The following is an 18,769-nucleotide window of genomic DNA, read 5'->3' as shown; positions in this document are numbered from 1 at the left end:
TCACTCGCGGGCAAGCTCCGCGTCAGCAGTGGCGGCACCAGCTTCGGCGTCCTGAGTAGCCACGTCTGCGTTAGCCATGAAGCCGCCGACGCCGCCGCCAGCCGCCAGGTTGTTGTGCCGCACCAGAAGGGCCTGCAGCGAACGATCGCCGGACAGCAAGGGCGAACGCGGCCAAGGTTTGTCGCCGACCGGCTGGGACAGCGGGAAATCACGCACCGAGGTCAGCGGCGAACTCGGCGCCAGTGCCGCCTGCGCCAGCGCCGGAATCGGCGAAACCAAGGCCGGGGCGGACGCACCCGCCAACTGGGCCGATGGCGGCAGGCCGGGGCCTGACTCTGGCGCCATCAGGTTCGGCAACAGCACCGCCACCAACACCGCCGCAGCCGCGGCCCAGGGCCAGCGCGCACGCGACCCACTGGTCGCAACCACGGCGGCTTGCACGGACGCGGCAAACCCACCGGGCATCAGCCGCACCGGCTGGCCGCGCAGACACGCCGACGCCAGCTGCCATCGCTCGAACTGCCCGCGAAGGGCCGGATCATTGTCCAGCCTTCGCTGCAGGAATCGCGCTTCGTCGGCGGGCAGTTCGCCGTCCAGCCAGGCGCTGAGCTGTTCCTTCAGTCGGGTGTCGATCTCGGTCATGGGCGCACTCGTTCGGTATCCATCAAGGGGCGCAATGCCTGGTCGATCGCCTCGCGGGCCCGGTAGATGCGCGAGCGCACCGTGCCGATGGGGCATTGCATTAGCTGCGCGATTTCCTCGTAGCTCAGGCCATCCACTTCGCGCAGATTGATGGCCTGGCGTAGGTCGTCGGGCAGCGCGGCCACCGTGTTGGTGACGGCCTGCTCGATTTCCTGGCGCAGCAGCTGGTGTTCGGGCGTGTCGTTGTCGTGCAGTCGGCCGCCGCCGGAAAAATGTTCGGCGTCTTCGGCCGCGATGTCGGCGGTCGGTGGGCGGCGCTTGCTGGCGACTAGGAAGTTCTTGGCAGTGTTCACGGCGATCCGGTAGAGCCAGGTGTAGAACTGGGCATCACCGCGGAAGTTCGGCAGCGCCCGGTAGGCGCGGATGAAGGCATCCTGGGTGATGTCCTGGGCCTCGGCGTGATCGGGCACGAAGCGGTACACCACGGCGCCGATCCGGTGCTGGTATTTGCGCACCAGCAGGTCGAACGCCGAGTTGTCGCCGCCTTGCACCCGTTTGACGAGCACCAGGTCCAGTTCGTTGTCGCCCATCCGGACCGCTGCTCCTGCGGCCATCCGGGCCGCTACATAGACATTCGCCGCCGGGAAAAGTTCCCGCCGGACGCATCACCGGCGTTGACCCCCCCGGGGTCCTGCCCGGATGATACGTCTTCCCTTCCCTACCCTATCGTATGGAGACCGCCATGTTCGACGGACTTCGCCTCACGCATTGGCGTGCGGACTCTCGCCCCGACGGCATTCTGGTGCTGACCCTCGACCGGGCAGACCAGAACGTCAACGCGCTTTCGCGCGCGATCCTGGACGAACTCGAATCCATGCTCGAGCGCATCGCCCTGGAATTACCCAAGGGCATCGTGATCATTTCCGGCAAGGCCGCCGGCTTTATTCCCGGCGCCGACATCAAGGGCTTCGGCGAGATCGCGGCCAAGGGCCAGACCGAAGACTGGATCCGCCACGGCCAACTGGTCTTCCAGAAGCTGGCGGAACTGCGCTGCCCCACCGTCGCGGCGATCCATGGCCACTGCATGGGCGGTGGCACCGAGATCTCGCTCGCCTGTCGCTACCGCATCGCCAGCAACGACGAAAAGACCCGTATCGGCCTGCCCGAAGTGAAGCTCGGCATCTATCCGGGCTGGGGCGGCAGCGTACGCGCGCCGCGCCTGCTGGGCGCACCGGCGGCCATGGACCTGATGCTGACCGGACGCTCGCTGTCGGCATCGGCGGCGCGGGCGATCGGGCTGGTGGACAAGGTGGTGGCGCCGGCGGTCTTGCTTGACGAAGCGGTCAGGCTGGCCCAGCGCGGCACCACGCGCCCACTCAAGCAGCGGCTGACGGCCTGGGCCACCAACACCGGCCTCGGCCGCGCGATCCTGGCCCCGCAGATCGCCAAGCAAGTCGCCCGCAAGGCGCGCAAAGACCACTATCCGGCCCCGTTCGCGCTGATCGAAACCTGGCGCCGCAGCGGCGGCCTGCCGGTGCACGCGGCACTCAAGGCCGAAGCGAAGTCGGTGGTGAAGCTGGCCGCCACCCCGACCGCGCACAACCTGGTGCGCGTGTTCTTCCTGATGGACCGGCTGAAGTCACTTGGCGGCAAGGATCACGGCATCCAGAAGGTTCATGTCATCGGCGCCGGCGTGATGGGCGGCGACATCGCCGCCTGGTGCGCGCTGCGCGGGTTCGACGTGACGCTTCAGGACCGGGAGATGAAGTTCATCCAGCCGGCGCTTGACCGCGCGGCCACGCTGTTCGGGAAGAAGGTCAAGGACGAGACCAAGCGCGCGGCCACCAGCGCGCGCCTGCAGGCCGATGTCGAAGGCAAGGGGGTCGCCGAGGCGGACCTGGTGATTGAGGCCATCTTCGAGAACCTCGACGCCAAGCAGGCCCTGTTCGCCAAGGTCGAGGAATCGCTCAAGCCCGGCGCCCTGCTGGTCTCGAACACGTCTTCGATCCCGCTCACCGACCTGCGCGCGGGCCGCAAGGACCCGGCCCGCTTTGCGGGCCTGCACTACTTCAACCCGGTGGCGCTGATGCCGCTGGTCGAGATCGTCCGCCACGACGGCCTGGACCCGGAGGCCGAGCGCCGACTGGCCGCCTTCTGCAAGGCCATCGACAAACTGCCGATCCCCGTCGCCGGTACGCCCGGTTTCCTGGTCAACCGCATCCTGGCGCCCTACATGCAGGAAGCCATCATCGCGTTCTCGGAAGGCATCCCGGGCCCGGTGATTGACAAGGTAGCGCTCAAGTTCGGCATGCCGATGGGGCCCATCGAACTGGTCGACACCGTTGGCCTGGACGTCGCCGCCAGCGTCGGCAGGATCATGGCCGACTTCCACGGCCAGTCGCTGCCGGATGCGTTCAAGGTCGAGGAAGGCAAGCGCGGCAAAAAGGATGGCCAGGGCCTCTACAAATGGGAGAACGGCCGCGCGGTGAAACCGGAGGTGCCCAAGGACTACCAGGCGCCCGAGGACCTCGAGGACCGCCTGATCCTGCCCCTGTTGAACGAAGCGGTGTCTTGCCTGCATGACGGCGTGGTGTCCGACGCCGACCTGCTCGACGCCGGCGTGATCTTCGGCACCGGGTTCGCGCCGTTCCGAGGCGGCCCGATCCAGCACATCAAGGCCGTCGGCGCCGACAAGCTCAAGGCCCGCCTCGATACGCTGCACACGCGCTACGGCGGTCGCTTCAAACCTCGCGAAGGCTGGGAAAACCTCTAACCCGGAAACCCGTGTAGGAGGGCCTTCAGGCCCGAAGCCTTTCGCCGAAAAGCTTCGGGCCTGAAGGCCCTCCTACATTCAGCCGCAGCCCGACAGCTTCAGGGACTGGCCGGCCCTGATCACATAGGGCGGCCGCAGGCCGTTGGCCCGGGCCAGCTGGCTGGCGCTGGGGCAGCGTTTGTCGCGGGCGATACTGCTCAGGGTGTCGCCGGAACGCACGCGGTAGCTGCTCACGGCCGCGGGCGTGGACGGCGGCCGCGACGCCGTCGCCGGCACGGTCGGCTTGCTGGCCGCCATCAAGGCCACCGCCAGTTCGGCGCGCGGCCCGGTCACGCAGGACTGCGCGTAGCGCGGCGGCACCGCTACGGGCACCCGCAGTTCGGTGCCCGCGGCGATCGCAAGATGCGGCTCGTAGCGGGGGTTGAGGTTGCGCAGCGCGCGGAAGTAGCCCTCGCGCGGCCCGCCCAGGCAAATCGCCAGCTGGTAAATGGAAGCCGGCGCCTGCAGCTTCATCACGGTGGCTGCGCCGTCCACCTTCGGGAACTCCAGCCCGTATTCCTCCGGATGCAGGAACAGCCAGGCTGCGGCCAGCACGTAGGGCACGTAATCGCGGGTCTCGGGCGGCAGTTGGCCATAGACGGACGGGTCCCAGAACGACTTGTCGCCCGAGGCGCGCTTGAGCCGAAGCGCACGGCCCTCGCCGCCGTTGTAGGCGGCTACGGCGAACTCGAGGTCATTGTTAAGCTCGGCGAAGCGCTCGTTGAAATAAAGCACGCTGGCGCGCGCGGCCAGCTGCGGGTCGTAGCGGGTGTCGAAGCCGTCGCGCCAGCCGAGTCCGAAGCGCGCGCCGGTGGCCGGCATGAACTGCATCGGCCCGGCGGCGCCTGCACGCGATACCGCGTGCACGCGACCATTGGACTCCTTGGCCAGAATGCCGAACAGCAAGGCCTCGGGCAGTCCGGCCTGGTCGTACTCGGGCCACATCAGGAAGCGCATCTGCTGGTAGTTCTCCCAGCTGGTGATCAGGCTGGGGCGCATCCAGGTCAGCCATTCGGCCATGGCTGCCTTTACCGGCTCGTTGAGCTCGATCAGCTCACGCAGGTCCTGCCCCTTGAGCAGGACAAGGCTACGCCCGGCCTCGGGCATCGCCGCCGTGATCGCCGACTCACCGGCAAGGCCGGCCTCGGGCGCGCTGGCGCGAAAGCCTTCCCCTCCGGCGGCGAGGTCTGCGCCCTCCTGCACCAGCGCGTCATAGGCCGCCAGGAATCGTGCGCCGTCACAGCCCCGGGTGTCCTGGCAGCGGCGGGCAGCCACCAACAGCCGGCCGGCCGCTTCGCGCGTTATCTCGCGCCCGGCCGTGCCCTGCCCGCGCCGGATCTGCGCCAACCCCTCCCGGTAGCTGTCGCTGGCCTCGTCCAGGGTGTCATAGAGTTTCTGGGCGCCGACCGGGGTTCGGCGGGCCTCGGCCGGCGCCGCGGCCAGGAGGATCAGGGCAAAAGAGCAAAGCAGGAGCGAGGCGCGCATGGGGTCATCCGGATCGGCAGGCGCGCAGCCTAGCGGCCACAGTCGCGCGGCGGCAAGCGGCGGCGGCTAGAATCAAGCGGACACCTGCACCGGAGCTTCCACCAGATGAGCGACATCCTGATCGGCAAGGGCGACCTGCCCGTGCACCTGATGGGCAAGTACGGCAACCGCCACGGCCTGGTCGCCGGCGCCACCGGCACCGGCAAGTCGGTGACCCTGATGGTGATGGCCGAAGGCTTCTCGCGCCTGGGCGTGCCGGTGGTGATGGCCGACGTGAAGGGGGATATCGCCGGTCTGGCGGTCGCGGGCGTACCGAACGAGAAAATCGCAGCGCGGGTCGCGCAGATTGGCGTCGAGGGTTACACCACCGAAGCCAGCCCGGTCGTGTTCTGGGACCTTTACGGCAAGCTGGGCCACCCGCTGCGCACGACGGTGTCCGAAGTCGGCCCCGCGTTGATGTCGCGCATGCTCGAACTCAACGACACCCAGTCCGGGATCATGGACATCGCCTTCAAGCTCGCCGACGACAACGGTCTGCTGCTGCTTGACCTGGACGACCTGCGGGCCCTGCTCAACTTTGTCACCGAGAACAAGTCCGACATCTCCAAGCAGTACGGCTTGGTCAGCCCGCAGTCGGTGGCCGCGATCCAGCGTTCGCTGCTGCGGCTCGAGCAGGACGGCGGCAAGGAGTTCTTCGGCGAGCCCGCGCTGCAGTTGGCCGACCTGATGCGCCAGGACATGTCCGGCCGCGGCGTCATCAACCTGCTCGCCGCAGACCAACTGATCCTGCGCCCGCGTCTGTATTCGAGCTTCCTGCTTTGGCTGCTGTCGGAACTGTTCGAGAATCTTCCGGAAGTCGGCGACCTGGCGGTGCCCAAGCTGGTGTTCTTCTTCGACGAGGCGCACCTGCTGTTCGACGACTGTCCGCCGGCCTTGCAGCAGCGGGTCGAGCAGGTGGTGCGACTGATCCGGTCCAAGGGCGTCGGCGTCTACTTCTGCTCGCAGAATCCCGACGACATTCCCGACACGGTGCTTGGCCAGCTCGGCAATCGCGTTCAGCATGCGCTGCGCGCCTACACCCCACGCGACCAGAAAGCCGTACGCACCGCCGCCGAAACCTTCGTGCAGAATCCCAAGCTCGACGTCGCAAAAGTCATCGGCGAGCTGGGCGTTGGCGAAGCGTTGGTGTCTATGCTGCTTGAGAAAGGCATCCCGATGCCGGTCGAGCGGGCACTGATCGCGCCGCCGCGCTGCCGCATGGGCGCGATCACCCTGGAAGAGCGCGCCACGGTTCGCGGCCGCAGCCCGGTCGGCATGAAGTACGACACGCCGATCAACCGCGAGTCCGCCTTCGAAATGCTGGCCAAACGTGCCGAACAGGCCGCCGCGCCCGAAACGGCCCCGGCCGGCAAGAACGCCCCGGCACCCCCGGCCGAGCCAGAAAAATCATCGAAGTTCGATGAGTTCCTGTGGGGCACCAAGCGCCGTCAAGGGGCCGTGGAAGCCGCCGCCAAGTCGGCCACGCGTACGGTCGCCAACGGCATCGGCCGCCAGATACTGCGCGGCCTGCTGGGCGGCCTGATGGGCGGCAAACGCTGAGTCGCTAGCGACCGCCGCCACCGCCGCCACCGCCGCCGCCGCCGGACGAGCCGCCGCCGCCACTGCCGGACGAGCCTCCCGGCGGCGTGGATGCCGACGAAATATGCTGGGTCAAGGCACTGCCCAGCGAACTCCCCAGACCGGCCAGGCCCATCGCCGTGCCGGCACTGCCCCCGCGGTACCAGCGCGGCTGCGCGGCCTGCGCTTCCTGGACGCCCACGGCCTGGGTGAAACGCTCGCTCCAGGCGGCCTCGACGTCGAGCGCCAAGGCGTAGGGCAGGAGTTGTTCGTAGCGGCCGGCATCCAGGGCCGGTTCGCCCGGCGTTGCGCCGGGCGCCGCTGCGGCATGGATCTCATCGCGCTCGGCCACCGACAAATAGCGTCGCAGGCCTTCGATCTCGTCCATGGCGCGCCGACCGTCCGGGGTGGGCGCCCTGAGCAGTATTCCGAAGCCGACGTGCAGGCCGAGCATCAACGCGCAGATCAACACAAGCACCAGCACGCCGTTGCCATCGGCCACATTGAACGCGAGGATCATCCAGATGATCGAGGCCAGCACCGCGAACACCACATTGGTGCCGTGGGTCTTGAAATAGGCCGGCTGCAGTTGCTTGGTCAGGGCCAGGGTATGGGCCAGGCGCGCACCGCCCACCCGCTTGGCCTCGGTGTTCTTGAGCACGACCTCGTCGGAGGTACTGAACAGCTTGGCCTGGATATCCTGCTGCGCCGGCGACAGCGCGGCCAGATCAGCTTCCGCGCGCCGCACCAGGCGCCATTCCTTACCTTCTGCATGGATGTCGAGCGCGCCGCGCACCGCCATCTGCACCACGTCGGCGGCGAAAGCGCGATTGTCGTATTCCATGCGGCGCAGCACCCGCACCTCACCGGCCGAAAACGCCGCGGGCGCCTCGTAGCGCGGGAACACCGGGCCGGCCGGCAGGTCCCGCCCCACCTGATGCCAGCGCAAGAGATAGAACCCGAGCAGCAGTACGAATCCCACCATGGCCACCAGGACGCCGCCGTTGTCGCTCAGGAAGGCCGCCGTGCGCGCCAATCCAGAGGGCTCCGGAACCTGCCCCTTCGGGAAGCCGGCGGCGATCGTCAGGCCCTCGCGCGGGCCCAGCGAACGCGTGCTGCGGAAAACAACCTCACGCGGACCCACGATCTCGGTCTCGACGGCCCGCTCGGTCGAGCCTTCCGGGCCGGTGTAGCCCGCCAGCCGCCATTGGTCAGCCGCCACGTCGGCCGGCAGCCGCAGCCGTGCCGACGCCGACTCGATGGCGAAATCCCAGCCCAGTCCGGTCACGTTCCAGTACAGCTCGTCGTAGTCGCCGAAGAAGCCCATCTGGCGCGTGGTGCGATAGCGCAGCTGGTATTCGATGTCGGCCGGCACGTTCAACAAATCATCGCCACCGGTATTCACCCGCACCCCGTTGGACCGGCGCTCGGTGAAGAACGGCTCGGGCTGGCCGTCGCGGCTCAGGCCCAGCACTTCGAAGTCCACCACCACGCGATTGCCCAGCTGGTCGCGATAGCGGGTCGGGAAGTCGCGGAATATGCCGCGGCGGATGCGCTCGCCCTCGGCACGCACGCGAATGGTCTCGGTAACCTCCAGGCTCCCGTCGGACTGCAGCGCAAGGTCGGCGTGATAGGCGAGGATGCGCTCCTGGGCCGCCACCGGAGCGACGGCGACCACCAGCAGCGCCAGCAGCAACCAGCCCGTGCGCCTCACGACTCCACCCCGATCCGCGGCGCCTGAGCGGCATCGGCGTCGGCCTCGAAGAACTCCGCCGCCGCGAAGCCGAAGCCCCGGGCCACGAACAGGTCCGGCACACGCTGCACGCCGTCGTTGTTGTCGCGCACCGCGCCGTTGTAGAAGCGCCGGGCGAACTGCAGATGATCCTCGACCTCGACCAGCTCGCGCTGGAGCTGCAGGAAATTCTCGCTGGCCTTGAGGTCCGGGTAAGCCTCCTTGATCACCATTAGCCGGCCCAGGCCCTGCTCGAGCTCGCGTTCCACCGCGGCCAGGCGCGACGGCGACTGGGTCGCCATGGCCTGCGCCCGGAGTGAGGTGACGTTTTCGAGCAATGCCTTTTCGTGGCCGGCATAGGCGCGAACCGCCTCGACAAGCCGCGGCACCAGGTCGTGGCGGCGCATCAGCTGCACATCTATGTCGCTCCAGCCGGCGCGCACTTGGTTGCGCAGGCGGACCAGGCGATTGAACACCAGCACCGTCCAAACGACCAAACCAAGCAACAGGACAACCAGCAACAGCTTCATGGGCTTCCCCCGGGTGGCGAGGCTGGAATACTGACCCAGCCGGGCGCCGCTGGCGACCTCGGGTATATTTGGGCGCTTCGGGCCCCGCCCCCCTCCACCACCGGAAACGCCGATGACCGACCTCGCCCCCGTCAAGCGCAGCGCCATGGACCGCTTCCTGAACATCGTCGAGAAGGGCGGCAACGCCCTGCCCCATCCGGCGACGCTGTTCGCGCTGCTGGCGCTGGCGGTGGTGGTGGCGTCCTGGCTGGCCTCGATGGCCGGGCTGAGCGTGGCGCATCCATCCACGGGCGAGATCGTGACCCCGGTGAACCTGCTGAGCATCGAAGGCCTGCACCGGATGATCACCGGCGCGGTGACCAATTTCACCAGCTTCGCGCCGCTGGGCGTGGTGCTGGTGGCCCTGATCGGCATCGGCGTGGCCGAGCACAGCGGACTGATCGGCGCCTCGCTGCGCATGCTGGTGCTGGCATCCCCGAAGTTCCTGCTCACCCCGGTGCTGGTGTTCGCTGGCGTGATGTCGAACATGGCCAGCGAGATCGGCTATGTGCTGCTGGTGCCGCTGGGCGCACTGATCTTCCTGTCGGCAGGCCGGCATCCGATCCTCGGCATGGCCGCGGTCTTTGCCGGCGTTTCGGGCGGCTATTCGGCCAATCTGTTGATTGGCACCATCGATCCGCTGCTCTCGGGCCTGTCGCAGGAAGCGGCCCGCATCGTTGATCCGAACTACACCGTCAGCCCGCTGGCGAACTGGTACTTCATGATCGCCTCGACCCCGGTGATCACTCTGCTGGGCTGGTTCGTGACCGAGCGCATCGTCGGCCCGCGCTTCCCCAACCCGCCCGACGGCGCCGCGATAGCACGCGCTGACGACGCCGCCCCCGACTCGCAGCGGCTCAGCCCCGCCGAGCAACGTGGCATGAGCTATGCCGCCATCGCGGTCGGTATTTTCAGCCTGCTGCTGCTGTGGTCAGCGCTGCCGGTGGGTTCAATCCCCGGCGCCGGCTTCCTGCGCGACGCCAGCACCGGCGACCTGCTCAAGTCACCCTTCCTTAGCGGCGTGGTGGTCATCATCTTCCTCTACGGCGTCATCGCCGGCGTGGCCTTCGGCGTTGGCGCCGGCACGATCAAGTCCGACAGCGACGTGGTCAAGGGCATGGCGGCCAGCATGAGCACCTTGGGCGGCTACCTGGTGCTGGTGTTCTTCGCAGCGCAGTTCGTGGCCTTCTTCAACTGGACCCAGCTGGGTCTGGTGTTCGCAGTTGAAGGCGCCGATTTCCTGAAAGCCCTCGGCCTGCCCACCATTCCGCTGTTCATCTGCTTCATCCTGCTCACCGCGGTGGTGAACCTGTTCATGGGCTCGGCCTCGGCCAAGTGGGCGCTGATGGCGCCGGTCTTCATCCCGATGTTCATGCTGCTGGGCTATTCCCCGGAAATGACCCAGGTGGCCTATCGCGTCGGCGACAGCGTGACCAACATCATCTCGCCGATGATGAGTTACTTCGCCCTGATCATCGCCTTCTTCCAGCGCTACGAACCCAAGGCGGGCATCGGTACGCTGGTCGCGACGATGCTGCCCTATTCGATCGTATTCCTGCTGGGCTGGAGCGTCATGTTCGGCATCTGGATCTGGTTCGAGCTACCGATCGGCCCCGATTCACCGCTCAACTACCTGCCCGCGACGCCCATCGCGGGCTGAGCCATGGGTCGCTGGCGGCCACCGGCCGAAGGCTCGACGGCGATCATCACCCGCGCCGGCTTTGAGCGCCTGCGCACCGAGCTAGATGAGCTGTGGCGCGTTCGGCGCCCGGTCGTGGTCAAGGCGCTGGCCGAAGCCGCGGCGGAGGGCGACCGCAGCGAGAACGCCGAGTACACCTACCGCAAAAAACAGCTGGGCGAGATCGATCGTCGCGTGCGCTACCTGACCAAGCGGCTGGAGGCGCTGAAGGTCGCCGAGGGTGCACCCTCGGACCGCGGCGCCATCTTCTTCGGCGCCGTGTTCGAGATCGAAGACGAGAAAACCGGCGACGTGGTCCGTTACCGCATCGTCGGCCCGGATGAAACCGACGCCAAGGCCGGCTGGATCAGCATCGACTCGCCGCTGGCCCGCGCTGCGCTGCGCAAGCGCGTGGACGATGAGTTCGAGGTGCAGCTGCCGGCTGGACCGGCACGCTACCTCGTCCTGTCCGTCGCCTACGCCCCCCTGTAGGAGGGCCTTCAGGCCCGAAGCTTTTCGGCGAAGGGCTTCGGGCCTGAAGACCCTCCTACAGGGAATCTGCGAGCTCAGTCTTCTTCGTCGCCCACCAGGCCGAACAGATCGTGTTCGTCGCTGCCCATGATCCGCACTTCGCAGAAGTCGCCGGGCTTGAGGCCGGCGGCGGCACCGTCCTGGATTTGCACCAGGCCGTCGATCTCGGGCGCGTCGGCCTTCGAACGGCCGATCGCCAGGTCACCGTCGATCTCATCGATGATCACCGTCTGCACCGTGCCAACCTTGCGCTCGAGCTTGTCGGCGCTGATCTCGGCCTGGAGCGCCATGAAGCACGCCAGGCGCTCCTGCTTCACTTCCTCGGGCACGGCTCCGGGCAGGTCGTTGGCGCTGGCGCCCTCCACCGGCGAATAGGCGAAGGCCCCGACGCGGTCGAGCTCGGCCTCGTCCAGGAAGGACAGCAGCTGCTCGAAGTCTTCCTCGGTCTCGCCCGGGAAGCCGACGATGAAGGTGCTGCGGATGGTGATCTCGGGGCAGATCGAGCGCCAGCGCTGGATCCGCTCAAGGGTCTTGTCGACCGCACCCGGCCGCTTCATCAGCTTGAGAATGCGCGGGCTGGCGTGCTGGAACGGGATGTCCAGGTAGGGCAGCAGCTTGCCGTCCGCCATCAGCGGGATGATGTCGTCGACGTGCGGATACGGATACACGTAGTGCAGCCGCGTCCACAGGCCGAGCTCCGACAGACCCTCGCACAGGCCCTTCATGCGGGTCTGGTACTGCTTGCCGCGCCACTCGCGCTCGGCGTACTTCGTGTCCACGCCGTAGGCGCTGGTGTCCTGCGACACCACCAGCAACTCACGCACGCCGCCGCGGGCCAGTTTCTCGGCCTCGCGCAACACCTCGTCCACCGGGCGCGACACCAGGTCGCCGCGCATCGACGGGATGATGCAGAAGCTGCAGCGGTGATTGCAGCCTTCGGAAATCTTCAGGTAGGCGTAGTGCTTCGGGGTCAGCTTCAGGCCGTAGTCGGGCAGCAGGTCCACGAACGGGTCGTGCCGCGGCGGCAGCACTGCGTGTACGGCCGACATGACGCTGGCGTAGTCCTGCGGGCCGCTGATGGACAGCACGTCGGGATGGGCCGCGCGGATCTGCTCAGGGCGCTTGCCCAGGCAGCCGGTGACGATGACCTTGCCGTTCTCGGCAATGGCCTCGCCGATCGCGTCCAGGCTCTCGGCCACGGCCGAATCGATGAAGCCACAGGTATTGACCACCACCACGTCGGCGGCGTCGTAGCTGGGCACGATCTCGTAACCCTCGACCCGAAGCTGGGTAAGAATGCGTTCTGAGTCGACAAGGGCTTTCGGGCAGCCGAGGCTGACGAAGCCCACCTTGGGGTGGCTGGCGGACATGGCGGGTCGGGTTGAGGCGGGGGCGCGGAGTATACCCCTCAAGGCCCCGGCCGCCGGTGTAGGCTGGAACCCTTGGACCAACGGGGGAGCAGGCATGGGCCAGACCATCTCTATCAGCACACGCCACGGGCGCATTTCCGCCTGGCAGGCAAAGCCGCACGACAAGCCGCGCGGGGTCGTGATCGTCGTGCAGGAGATCTTCGGGGTGAACCACCACATCCGCCAGGTGGTGGACCGGTTCGCGAACTATGGCTACCTGGCCATCGCGCCGGCGCTGTTCGATCGGATCCATCCCGGCACCGAGCTTGGCTATGACGAGGAAGGCGTCGCCCGCGGCCGTGCCATGGCCGAGGAGCTGGGATTCAATGGCGCCCTGGACGGCGTCCGCGGCGTCTACGATCTGATGGAGAGCGAATTCCGGGTGGGCGTGGTGGGCTATTGCTGGGGCGGCAGCGTCGCCTACCTGGCCAATGCCCGGATCGGCTTGCCGGCGGTGAGCTACTACGGCGGCCGCACCGTGCCGCTGCTCAAGGAGCGCCCCAAGGCGCCACTGATGCTGCATTTCGGCGAGGACGACCCGCTGATTCCGCCGGAGGACGTCGCCAAGCACCGGGAAGCCCTCTCGGACAACGCCGAGATCCACGTCTGGCCCGGCGCCGGCCACGGCTTCAACTGCGACCAGCGGCCCGACTTCAATGAGACCGTCGCCAAACAGGCCCTCGACCGCACCCTCGCCTTCCTCCAGAAGAACCTGCGCTGAGCCGATGAGCGATCTCGACCTCGATCCGCGCCTGGCCTCGGACTCCGTACTGGTGGCCGATGGCCCGCTTTCGCAATTCCGGCTGGTGGACGACGCCCGTTTCCCTTGGCTGGTGCTGGTGCCGCGGGTGCCGGGCGCCAGCGAGTGGATCGACCTCGAGGGCGGCGCCCAGCGCCTGCTGCTGGCCGAGGTGAATCTGGCCGGCCGCCTGCTGCGCGGCCTCGGGCCGGTGCACAAGCTCAACATCGGCGCCCTGGGTAACGTGGTCAGGCAACTGCACGTACATGTCGTCGCCCGCCAGGAAGGCGACGCGGCGTGGCCGGGGCCAGTCTGGGGTGCGGGGGTTCGCCAGCCCTACCTGGCCGCGCAGCGCGAGGCGCTGCTATCTTCCCTACGTTCGGCGCTTGCCGCCGCCGCCCTGCCCCCGGAGTCCCCATGAAGTCGAACATGCTGTCCGCCATCATCCTGATCCTGCTGGGGGCGCTGCTGCTGGCGAACAACCTGGTGCCGGAGTTCCAGATCTGGGCCACATTGTTCAAGTGGTGGCCGGTACTGCTGATCGCGCTGGGCCTGAGCCTGCTGATCAAACGCAACTGAAGCCGCGGCTCAGGTCCGCGGCAGGGTCACGCCGGTCTGGCCCTGGTACTTGCCGCCGCGATCCTTGTACGAGGTTTCGCAGACTTCGTCTGACTGGAAGAACAGCATCTGCGCCACGCCCTCGCCGGCGTAGATCTTGGCCGGCAGCGGCGTGGTGTTGCTGAACTCCAGCGTGACGTGGCCTTCCCATTCCGGTTCCAGCGGCGTCACGTTGACGATGATGCCGCAGCGGGCGTACGTACTCTTGCCCAGGCATACCACCAGGGTGTCGCGCGGGATACGGAAGAATTCCACCGTACGCGCCAGCGCAAATGAATTGGGCGGGATAATGCAGACGTCGGACACGATGTCCACGAAGCTGGTCGGGTCGAAGTTTTTCGGGTCGACGATGGTGGAGTTGATGTTGGTGAAGATCTTGAACTCGCGCGCGCAGCGCACGTCGTAACCGTAGCTCGACGTGCCATAGCTGACGATGCGCTGGCCGTCGCCGTCGTGCTTGACCTGGCCGGGCTCGAACGGCTCGATCATGCCCTGCTGTTCGGCCATGCGGCGGATCCACTTGTCTGACTTGATGCTCATGCGGGGACGCGCTTCCTTTTTCGAAGGGGGAAAGTCTAGCGGGCCGGGCGGGCCATGGCGCGCCCGGCGCCGGGCTCAGCTGTCCTGGATGACGATATTGGGGAAGGCGATGGCCTTGTTCCGGGCCTGCAGCGACAGCTGGGCCGCCGTGCGCCGGGCGATGTCCCGATAGATCCGCGACAGCGCCGAGTCCGGATCGGCCGCCACGGTCGGCACGCCGCCATCGGCCTGCTCGCGGATGCGGATGTCGAGCGGCAACGCACCCAGCAGGGGCACGTCGTACTGCGCCGCCATCCGCTCGCCGCCACCGGCGCCGAACACGTGCTCAGCGTGGCCGCAGTTCGAACAGACATGCACCGCCATGTTCTCGACGATACCCAGCACGGGCACTTCGACCTTGGCGAACATCTGCAGGGCCTTGCGGGCGTCCAGGGTGGCGATGTCCTGGGGCGTGGTGACGATCACCGCGCCGGACACCGGCACCCGCTGGGCCAGGGTCAGCTGGATATCGCCGGTACCGGGCGGCAGGTCGATCACCAGATAGTCCAGGTCATCCCACTGCGTGTTGTTGAGCAACTGCTGCAGGGCCTGGGTGACCATCGGGCCGCGCCAGATCATGGGCGTGTCTTCGCCCACCAGCAGGCCGATGGACATGGCCTGGAGGCCGTGGTTGCGCTTGGGCTCAATGGCCTTGCCGTCCGGACTGTCGGGACGCCCCTCGAGGCCCAGCATCTTGGGAATGGACGGACCATAGATGTCCGCGTCGAGCACGCCGACGCGAGCACCCTCGGCCTGCAGCGCCAGGGCCAGGTTGACGGCCGTGGTGGACTTGCCCACGCCACCCTTGCCCGACGCGACCGCGATGATGTTCCGAACCTGGGGCAAGGGCGTCAGGTCTTTCTGCACCCGATGGGCCTGGACCCGGGACTTGACGCTGACGGTCGCCCCGGTCACGCCCGGGCAGGCGGCCAGCCGGGCCTTCACGGCGGCAGCCAGCTCGTCATGCCAGCCCTGGGCCGGATAGCCGAGCAGAATTTCGACCGCCACCTGGCCGGAATCGACCCCGATTCCGCGTATCGCACCCGAAGAAACCAGGTCCAGACCACAGTACGGGTCCTTTACTTCTGCGAGCGCCGCACGGACCTCTTGCTCCGAAATCATGTGAAACCCCTTGTTTTGACCCGGGGAAGTGTACAGGGCCAGGGCAGCGCCTCCTCCCCTCCACAAAGCTGAATGTGAGGAGGGGGTGAGAAATCCGCCCAGAAACATGTTACGTTCCGGTTAAGGCTGATCGGAACATCCGAATCGCCCCACCGAAAGCTACCTAAAATCCAATCAAGTCCCGAAGACCCAAGGGGAGTCACCCGAATGAAGAGTGCCGCTACGCCTGCCTATCGCAGGAACCTGCTTTCCCGCGCCCTCGCCGTGGCGCTGGTGATGCCGATGGCATCGATGGCGTTCGCCCAGGATGCCAGCAGCGAAGACGAGACCGAAGAGACTTCCAGCCAAGCGGAAGCCACTACTCTCGACACCGTTACCGTTGTTGGTTCGCGCATCGGTCGCGCCGAGATCGAAGGTCCGGCACCGGTCCAGATCATCTCGCGCGCCGACATCGAGCGCGAAGGTTTCCAGACCATCGCCGACGTGCTGTCGACGCTGACCCAGAACACCTCGAACTCGTTCACGGGTGACCTGGCCACCAACTCCTTTACCCCGAACGCCTCGGTGGTGAATCTGCGCGGCCTCGGCCCGGGCTACACCCTGACCCTGGTCGACGGTCGTCGCCTGCCGGACTATCCGCAGCCGTACAACCGCGACAACTCGGCGGTCAACGTCGGCGCGATCCCGACCACCCTGGTCGAGCGCATCGAGATCCTGTCCGGTGGCGCCTCCGCCATTTACGGTTCCGACGCAGTCGCGGGCGTGATCAACATCGTCACCCGCAAGAACCTCGACGGCCAGGTGCTTCGCGGCACCTTCGGCACCACCACCATGGGTGGCGGTGACAGCTTCGACATCGAGTACTCGGGCGGCAAGACCGGCGACGACTGGAACTTCGTGTACTCGCTGCAGTACGTGAACGTTGAGCCGATCTTCGCTTCCCAGCGTGACTTCCTCGACGACACCCGCGACGGCCCGAACGGCGCCAACGTGTCGCCGGCGCTGAGCCTGATCGCTCTTGACCTGCTCAATGGCGCCCGCGCGGCGTTCTACCCGGGCGCGGATGCTTGCGACCGCTTCGGCTACACCACCTTCAACAGCCCGACCCGCGGCCTGGTCTGCGGTTCGTACACCACCCCGGCTTCTCGCTCGATCTCCAACTCCCGCGAGAACTGGGTCGGCTACCTGTACGGTTCCAAGGACATCGGTAACGTCCAGCTTTGGGGCTCCGTGTCCCTGTACGACTCGACCGCCAAGTCCACCAACGGCACCGAGTTCTGGGGCACCGCCGGTGACCCGTTCATGCGCACCAGCAGCGGCGCCACCACGTCGGCTTACTACGACGCCGGCCTCGGCACCCTCGTCCAGCTGCAGCGCGTCTTCCAGCCGTTCGAGCTGGGTGGCAACGAGCAGGTCACCACGATCTACAACGAGAACACCGTCGACATCGCCTTCGGTGCGCGTGGTGATATCGGCAAGTTCCAGTGGGATGCCAGCGTCGGTCATGCGACCTATGACTACGAGTCGGATCGTCCGCGTCTGCTCGCCCAGGCCGTGCACGACTACTTCCTCGGCCCGCAGGCTGGCTTCGTCTCGATCTACCCGGTCTACACGCTGGACATCGACCGTTGGACCACGCCGTTCAACCAGGCCCAGTACCAGGCCCTGTCGACCCGCGTCGTCACTCAGGGTGAAACCAGCGCCTCGCAGGCCAACTTCGTGCTGAGCGGCGACCTGTTCGAACTGCCGGCGGGTCCGCTGAGCTTCGCCACCGTGTTCGAGTGGGCGCGCCAGACCCAGGAACTCAACGGTGACCCGCGCCTCGCCGCCGGTCGTCCGCTGGACAACCAGACCATCTACAACCTGGGTGGTTCGGGCCGCATCGACGCCGAGCGTGAGCGTTACGCCATGGGCGCCGAGTTCCGCGTTCCGCTGTTCGACACCCTGTCGATGCAGCTGGCCGGCCGTTACGACAAGTACGACGACGTGACCGCGGTTGACGATGCCGTCACCTACAACATCGGCCTCGAGTACCGTCCGACCGACAGCTTCCTGCTGCGCGGCACCTATGCGACCAGCTTCCGCGCCCCGGAACTGCCGCTGCTGTTCTCGGAAGGCTCGACCGGCTTCACCACGGTCCTCGACCAGTACGCTTGCCGTGCCGGTGTCGGCCCGGGTTCGGCGGGTGGCCCGCGTAGCTTGGCGGACTGCAACGTGTCCGGCGACCTGACGATCTACCAGGCCCAGACGGTTGCCAGCGGCAACCCGAACCTGGAAGAGGAAGAGGGTGAGTCGTTCACCGTTGGTTTCGTCTGGGACATCGTCGAGGGTCTTTCCTTCTCGGCTGACTACTACGACGTTGAGCTGACCAACGCTGCCTTCCAGCAGAGCGCCGCCGGCCTTCTGGCCGCGGAAGCCAACTGCCGCCTCGGTACGTTCCCGGACGGTTCGCCGTACCCGAACGCCATCGGCTCGCCGTTCTGCCAGCAGGTGCTGGGCCTGATCGACCGCCAGGTCGCTCCGGGCACCGCGCTTGACGGCCGCCTGGCGCAGATCCGCACGAGCGCCATCAACACGGCGATCTCGCGCAACACCGGCGTCGATGCCCGCATGGAATATCGCTTCGACACCGACCGCTTCGGCCGCTTCGGCTTCGACCTGGGTTACACCTTGTCGATCAAGGAAGAGTTCGCGCAGCAGGAAGGCGACGAGATCATCGATTACCGTGATCTGCTCTCCAACGACAACCAGCGCAGCCGCGTCCGCGGCAGCGTGTCCTGGGCCTACCGTGACTGGACCACGACTGTCTTCGGCAGCCGCCTTGGTTCGGCTCCGAACTTCGCTAGCACCGAGCGCCTGCAGCCGTACTCGATCTACAACCTGACCGTCAGCCGCCAGTTCGGCGACAACGTGTCGGCGTCGATCATCGTCAACAACGTCCTCAACAACACGTTCCGCGAGGACGCGACGCAGACCGGCTATCCGTTCTTCAACTACACCATTGGTGCCGATCCGCAGGGTCGTACCGCCTACTTCCGCGTCGCTTACGCGTTCTGATAGGCAGCACCTGATCCACTTGAGAGCCCGGCTTCGGCCGGGCTCTTTTTTTGGCTTTTTGGATTCTGGTGTGGAAACGAGACCATGTCCCTGCGACCGGTCAAAGTGGCTGTCATGGAAGCTGGTGTTGAAACTGGCGTGACCCGGTGACATGCTGTCATGGATTACGGTGTGGATTC

The 18,769-nt window shown here is 66.9% G+C and carries 16 protein-coding genes; 8 read left to right on the top strand and 8 right to left on the bottom strand.

Going from position 1 to position 18,769, the window contains the following annotated elements; genetic code table 11:
- Together ACYVGY_RS12730 and rpoE are read right to left on the bottom strand one after the other, a co-directional pair.
- The gene (locus ACYVGY_RS12730) at positions 1-642 is read right to left on the bottom strand and encodes a sigma-E factor negative regulatory protein (protein WP_460457873.1); all 642 of its coding nucleotides are present in this window, start codon (positions 640-642) and stop codon (positions 1-3) included.
- The gene (gene rpoE, locus ACYVGY_RS12725) at positions 639-1,232 is read right to left on the bottom strand and encodes an RNA polymerase sigma factor RpoE (protein ID WP_460457872.1); all 594 of its coding nucleotides are present in this window, start codon (positions 1,230-1,232) and stop codon (positions 639-641) included. Before rpoE ends, ACYVGY_RS12730 begins: the two co-directional genes overlap by 4 nt.
- A gap of 152 nt (positions 1,233-1,384) precedes the next feature.
- Here rpoE and ACYVGY_RS12720 point away from each other — a divergent pair, with 152 nt between their 5' ends.
- The gene (locus ACYVGY_RS12720; protein WP_460457871.1) at positions 1,385-3,415 is read left to right on the top strand and encodes a 3-hydroxyacyl-CoA dehydrogenase NAD-binding domain-containing protein; all 2,031 of its coding nucleotides are present in this window, start codon (positions 1,385-1,387) and stop codon (positions 3,413-3,415) included.
- 78 nt (positions 3,416-3,493) lie between these two features.
- On the opposite strand, the gene ACYVGY_RS12715 is transcribed toward ACYVGY_RS12720, so the two are convergent.
- Positions 3,494-4,939, bottom strand: coding sequence for a transglycosylase SLT domain-containing protein (locus ACYVGY_RS12715; protein WP_460457870.1), 1,446 nt, complete (start codon positions 4,937-4,939; stop codon positions 3,494-3,496).
- 105 nt (positions 4,940-5,044) lie between these two features.
- Here ACYVGY_RS12715 and ACYVGY_RS12710 point away from each other — a divergent pair, with 105 nt between their 5' ends.
- Entirely contained in the window at positions 5,045-6,538 is a 1,494-nt protein-coding gene (locus tag ACYVGY_RS12710) for a helicase HerA-like domain-containing protein (protein ID WP_460457869.1), read from the top strand.
- Positions 6,539-6,542: 4 nt separating this feature from the next.
- On the opposite strand, the gene ACYVGY_RS12705 is transcribed toward ACYVGY_RS12710, so the two are convergent.
- On the bottom strand, positions 6,543-8,270 hold the full coding sequence (locus ACYVGY_RS12705; protein WP_460457868.1) for a DUF2207 domain-containing protein: 1,728 nt from the start codon (positions 8,268-8,270) through the stop codon (positions 6,543-6,545).
- Positions 8,267-8,818 carry a LemA family protein gene (locus ACYVGY_RS12700; protein ID WP_460457867.1) on the bottom strand — a complete coding sequence of 184 codons (552 nt, stop codon included), beginning with the start codon at positions 8,816-8,818 and terminating at the stop codon, positions 8,267-8,269. The genes ACYVGY_RS12705 and ACYVGY_RS12700 overlap by 4 nt, the downstream gene beginning before the upstream one ends.
- 112 nt (positions 8,819-8,930) lie before the next feature.
- Between ACYVGY_RS12700 and ACYVGY_RS12695 the strand changes: the two genes are divergently transcribed.
- Positions 8,931-10,517, top strand: a complete 1,587-nt coding sequence (locus ACYVGY_RS12695) for an AbgT family transporter (protein ID WP_460457866.1) — start codon at positions 8,931-8,933, stop codon at positions 10,515-10,517.
- 3 nt (positions 10,518-10,520) lie between these two features.
- On the top strand, positions 10,521-11,027 hold the full coding sequence (gene greB / locus ACYVGY_RS12690; protein WP_460457865.1) for a transcription elongation factor GreB: 507 nt from the start codon (positions 10,521-10,523) through the stop codon (positions 11,025-11,027).
- 74 nt (positions 11,028-11,101) lie between these two features.
- Here the strand turns inward: greB and rimO are convergent, their stop codons facing one another.
- On the bottom strand, positions 11,102-12,436 hold the full coding sequence (gene rimO, locus ACYVGY_RS12685) for a 30S ribosomal protein S12 methylthiotransferase RimO (protein ID WP_460457864.1): 1,335 nt from the start codon (positions 12,434-12,436) through the stop codon (positions 11,102-11,104).
- 94 nt (positions 12,437-12,530) lie between these two features.
- Here rimO and ACYVGY_RS12680 point away from each other — a divergent pair, with 94 nt between their 5' ends.
- The 3 genes from ACYVGY_RS12680 to ACYVGY_RS12670 are packed head-to-tail and all read left to right on the top strand — an operon-like array spanning position 12,531 to position 13,793.
- Entirely contained in the window at positions 12,531-13,196 is a 666-nt protein-coding gene (locus tag ACYVGY_RS12680; RefSeq protein ID WP_460457863.1) for a dienelactone hydrolase family protein, read from the top strand.
- Positions 13,197-13,200: 4 nt separating this feature from the next.
- The gene (locus ACYVGY_RS12675; protein ID WP_460457862.1) at positions 13,201-13,635 is read left to right on the top strand and encodes an HIT domain-containing protein; all 435 of its coding nucleotides are present in this window, start codon (positions 13,201-13,203) and stop codon (positions 13,633-13,635) included.
- Complete coding sequence (locus tag ACYVGY_RS12670; protein ID WP_460457861.1) at positions 13,632-13,793, top strand: LiaI-LiaF-like domain-containing protein; 162 nt, start codon at positions 13,632-13,634, stop codon at positions 13,791-13,793. Before ACYVGY_RS12675 ends, ACYVGY_RS12670 begins: the two co-directional genes overlap by 4 nt.
- A gap of 9 nt (positions 13,794-13,802) precedes the next feature.
- On the opposite strand, the gene dcd is transcribed toward ACYVGY_RS12670, so the two are convergent.
- Together dcd and apbC are read right to left on the bottom strand one after the other, a co-directional pair.
- Positions 13,803-14,372, bottom strand: a complete 570-nt coding sequence (gene dcd / locus ACYVGY_RS12665) for a dCTP deaminase (RefSeq protein ID WP_460457860.1) — start codon at positions 14,370-14,372, stop codon at positions 13,803-13,805.
- 75 nt (positions 14,373-14,447) lie between these two features.
- Positions 14,448-15,533, bottom strand: a complete 1,086-nt coding sequence (gene apbC / locus ACYVGY_RS12660; RefSeq protein WP_460457859.1) for an iron-sulfur cluster carrier protein ApbC — start codon at positions 15,531-15,533, stop codon at positions 14,448-14,450.
- 207 nt (positions 15,534-15,740) lie between these two features.
- Here apbC and ACYVGY_RS12655 point away from each other — a divergent pair, with 207 nt between their 5' ends.
- Positions 15,741-18,590 carry a TonB-dependent receptor plug domain-containing protein gene (locus ACYVGY_RS12655; protein ID WP_460457858.1) on the top strand — a complete coding sequence of 950 codons (2,850 nt, stop codon included), beginning with the start codon at positions 15,741-15,743 and terminating at the stop codon, positions 18,588-18,590.
- Positions 18,591-18,769: the final 179 nt, after the last annotated feature.

The sequence above is a fragment of the Arenimonas alkanexedens genome, assembly GCF_054781355.1.
This window is presented reverse-complemented; position numbering and strand designations above follow the sequence as displayed.

Bases quoted from the DNA above. Each gene is read 5' to 3' on its own strand.
- ACYVGY_RS12655 (WP_460457858.1), top strand. From the start codon at position 15,741: ATGAAGAGTGCCGCTACGCCTGCCTATCGCAGGAACCTGCTTTCCCGC.
- rimO (WP_460457864.1), bottom strand. From the start codon at position 12,436: ATGTCCGCCAGCCACCCCAAGGTGGGCTTCGTCAGCCTCGGCTGCCCG.
- greB (WP_460457865.1), top strand. From the start codon at position 10,521: ATGGGTCGCTGGCGGCCACCGGCCGAAGGCTCGACGGCGATCATCACC.
- ACYVGY_RS12715 (WP_460457870.1), bottom strand. From the start codon at position 4,939: ATGCGCGCCTCGCTCCTGCTTTGCTCTTTTGCCCTGATCCTCCTGGCC.
- ACYVGY_RS12720 (WP_460457871.1), top strand. From the start codon at position 1,385: ATGTTCGACGGACTTCGCCTCACGCATTGGCGTGCGGACTCTCGCCCC.
- dcd (WP_460457860.1), bottom strand. From the start codon at position 14,372: ATGAGCATCAAGTCAGACAAGTGGATCCGCCGCATGGCCGAACAGCAG.
- ACYVGY_RS12710 (WP_460457869.1), top strand. From the start codon at position 5,045: ATGAGCGACATCCTGATCGGCAAGGGCGACCTGCCCGTGCACCTGATG.
- rpoE (WP_460457872.1), bottom strand. From the start codon at position 1,232: ATGGGCGACAACGAACTGGACCTGGTGCTCGTCAAACGGGTGCAAGGC.
- ACYVGY_RS12730 (WP_460457873.1), bottom strand. From the start codon at position 642: ATGACCGAGATCGACACCCGACTGAAGGAACAGCTCAGCGCCTGGCTG.
- ACYVGY_RS12680 (WP_460457863.1), top strand. From the start codon at position 12,531: ATGGGCCAGACCATCTCTATCAGCACACGCCACGGGCGCATTTCCGCC.
- apbC (WP_460457859.1), bottom strand. From the start codon at position 15,533: ATGATTTCGGAGCAAGAGGTCCGTGCGGCGCTCGCAGAAGTAAAGGAC.
- ACYVGY_RS12695 (WP_460457866.1), top strand. From the start codon at position 8,931: ATGACCGACCTCGCCCCCGTCAAGCGCAGCGCCATGGACCGCTTCCTG.
- ACYVGY_RS12670 (WP_460457861.1), top strand. From the start codon at position 13,632: ATGAAGTCGAACATGCTGTCCGCCATCATCCTGATCCTGCTGGGGGCG.
- ACYVGY_RS12700 (WP_460457867.1), bottom strand. From the start codon at position 8,818: ATGAAGCTGTTGCTGGTTGTCCTGTTGCTTGGTTTGGTCGTTTGGACG.
- ACYVGY_RS12675 (WP_460457862.1), top strand. From the start codon at position 13,201: ATGAGCGATCTCGACCTCGATCCGCGCCTGGCCTCGGACTCCGTACTG.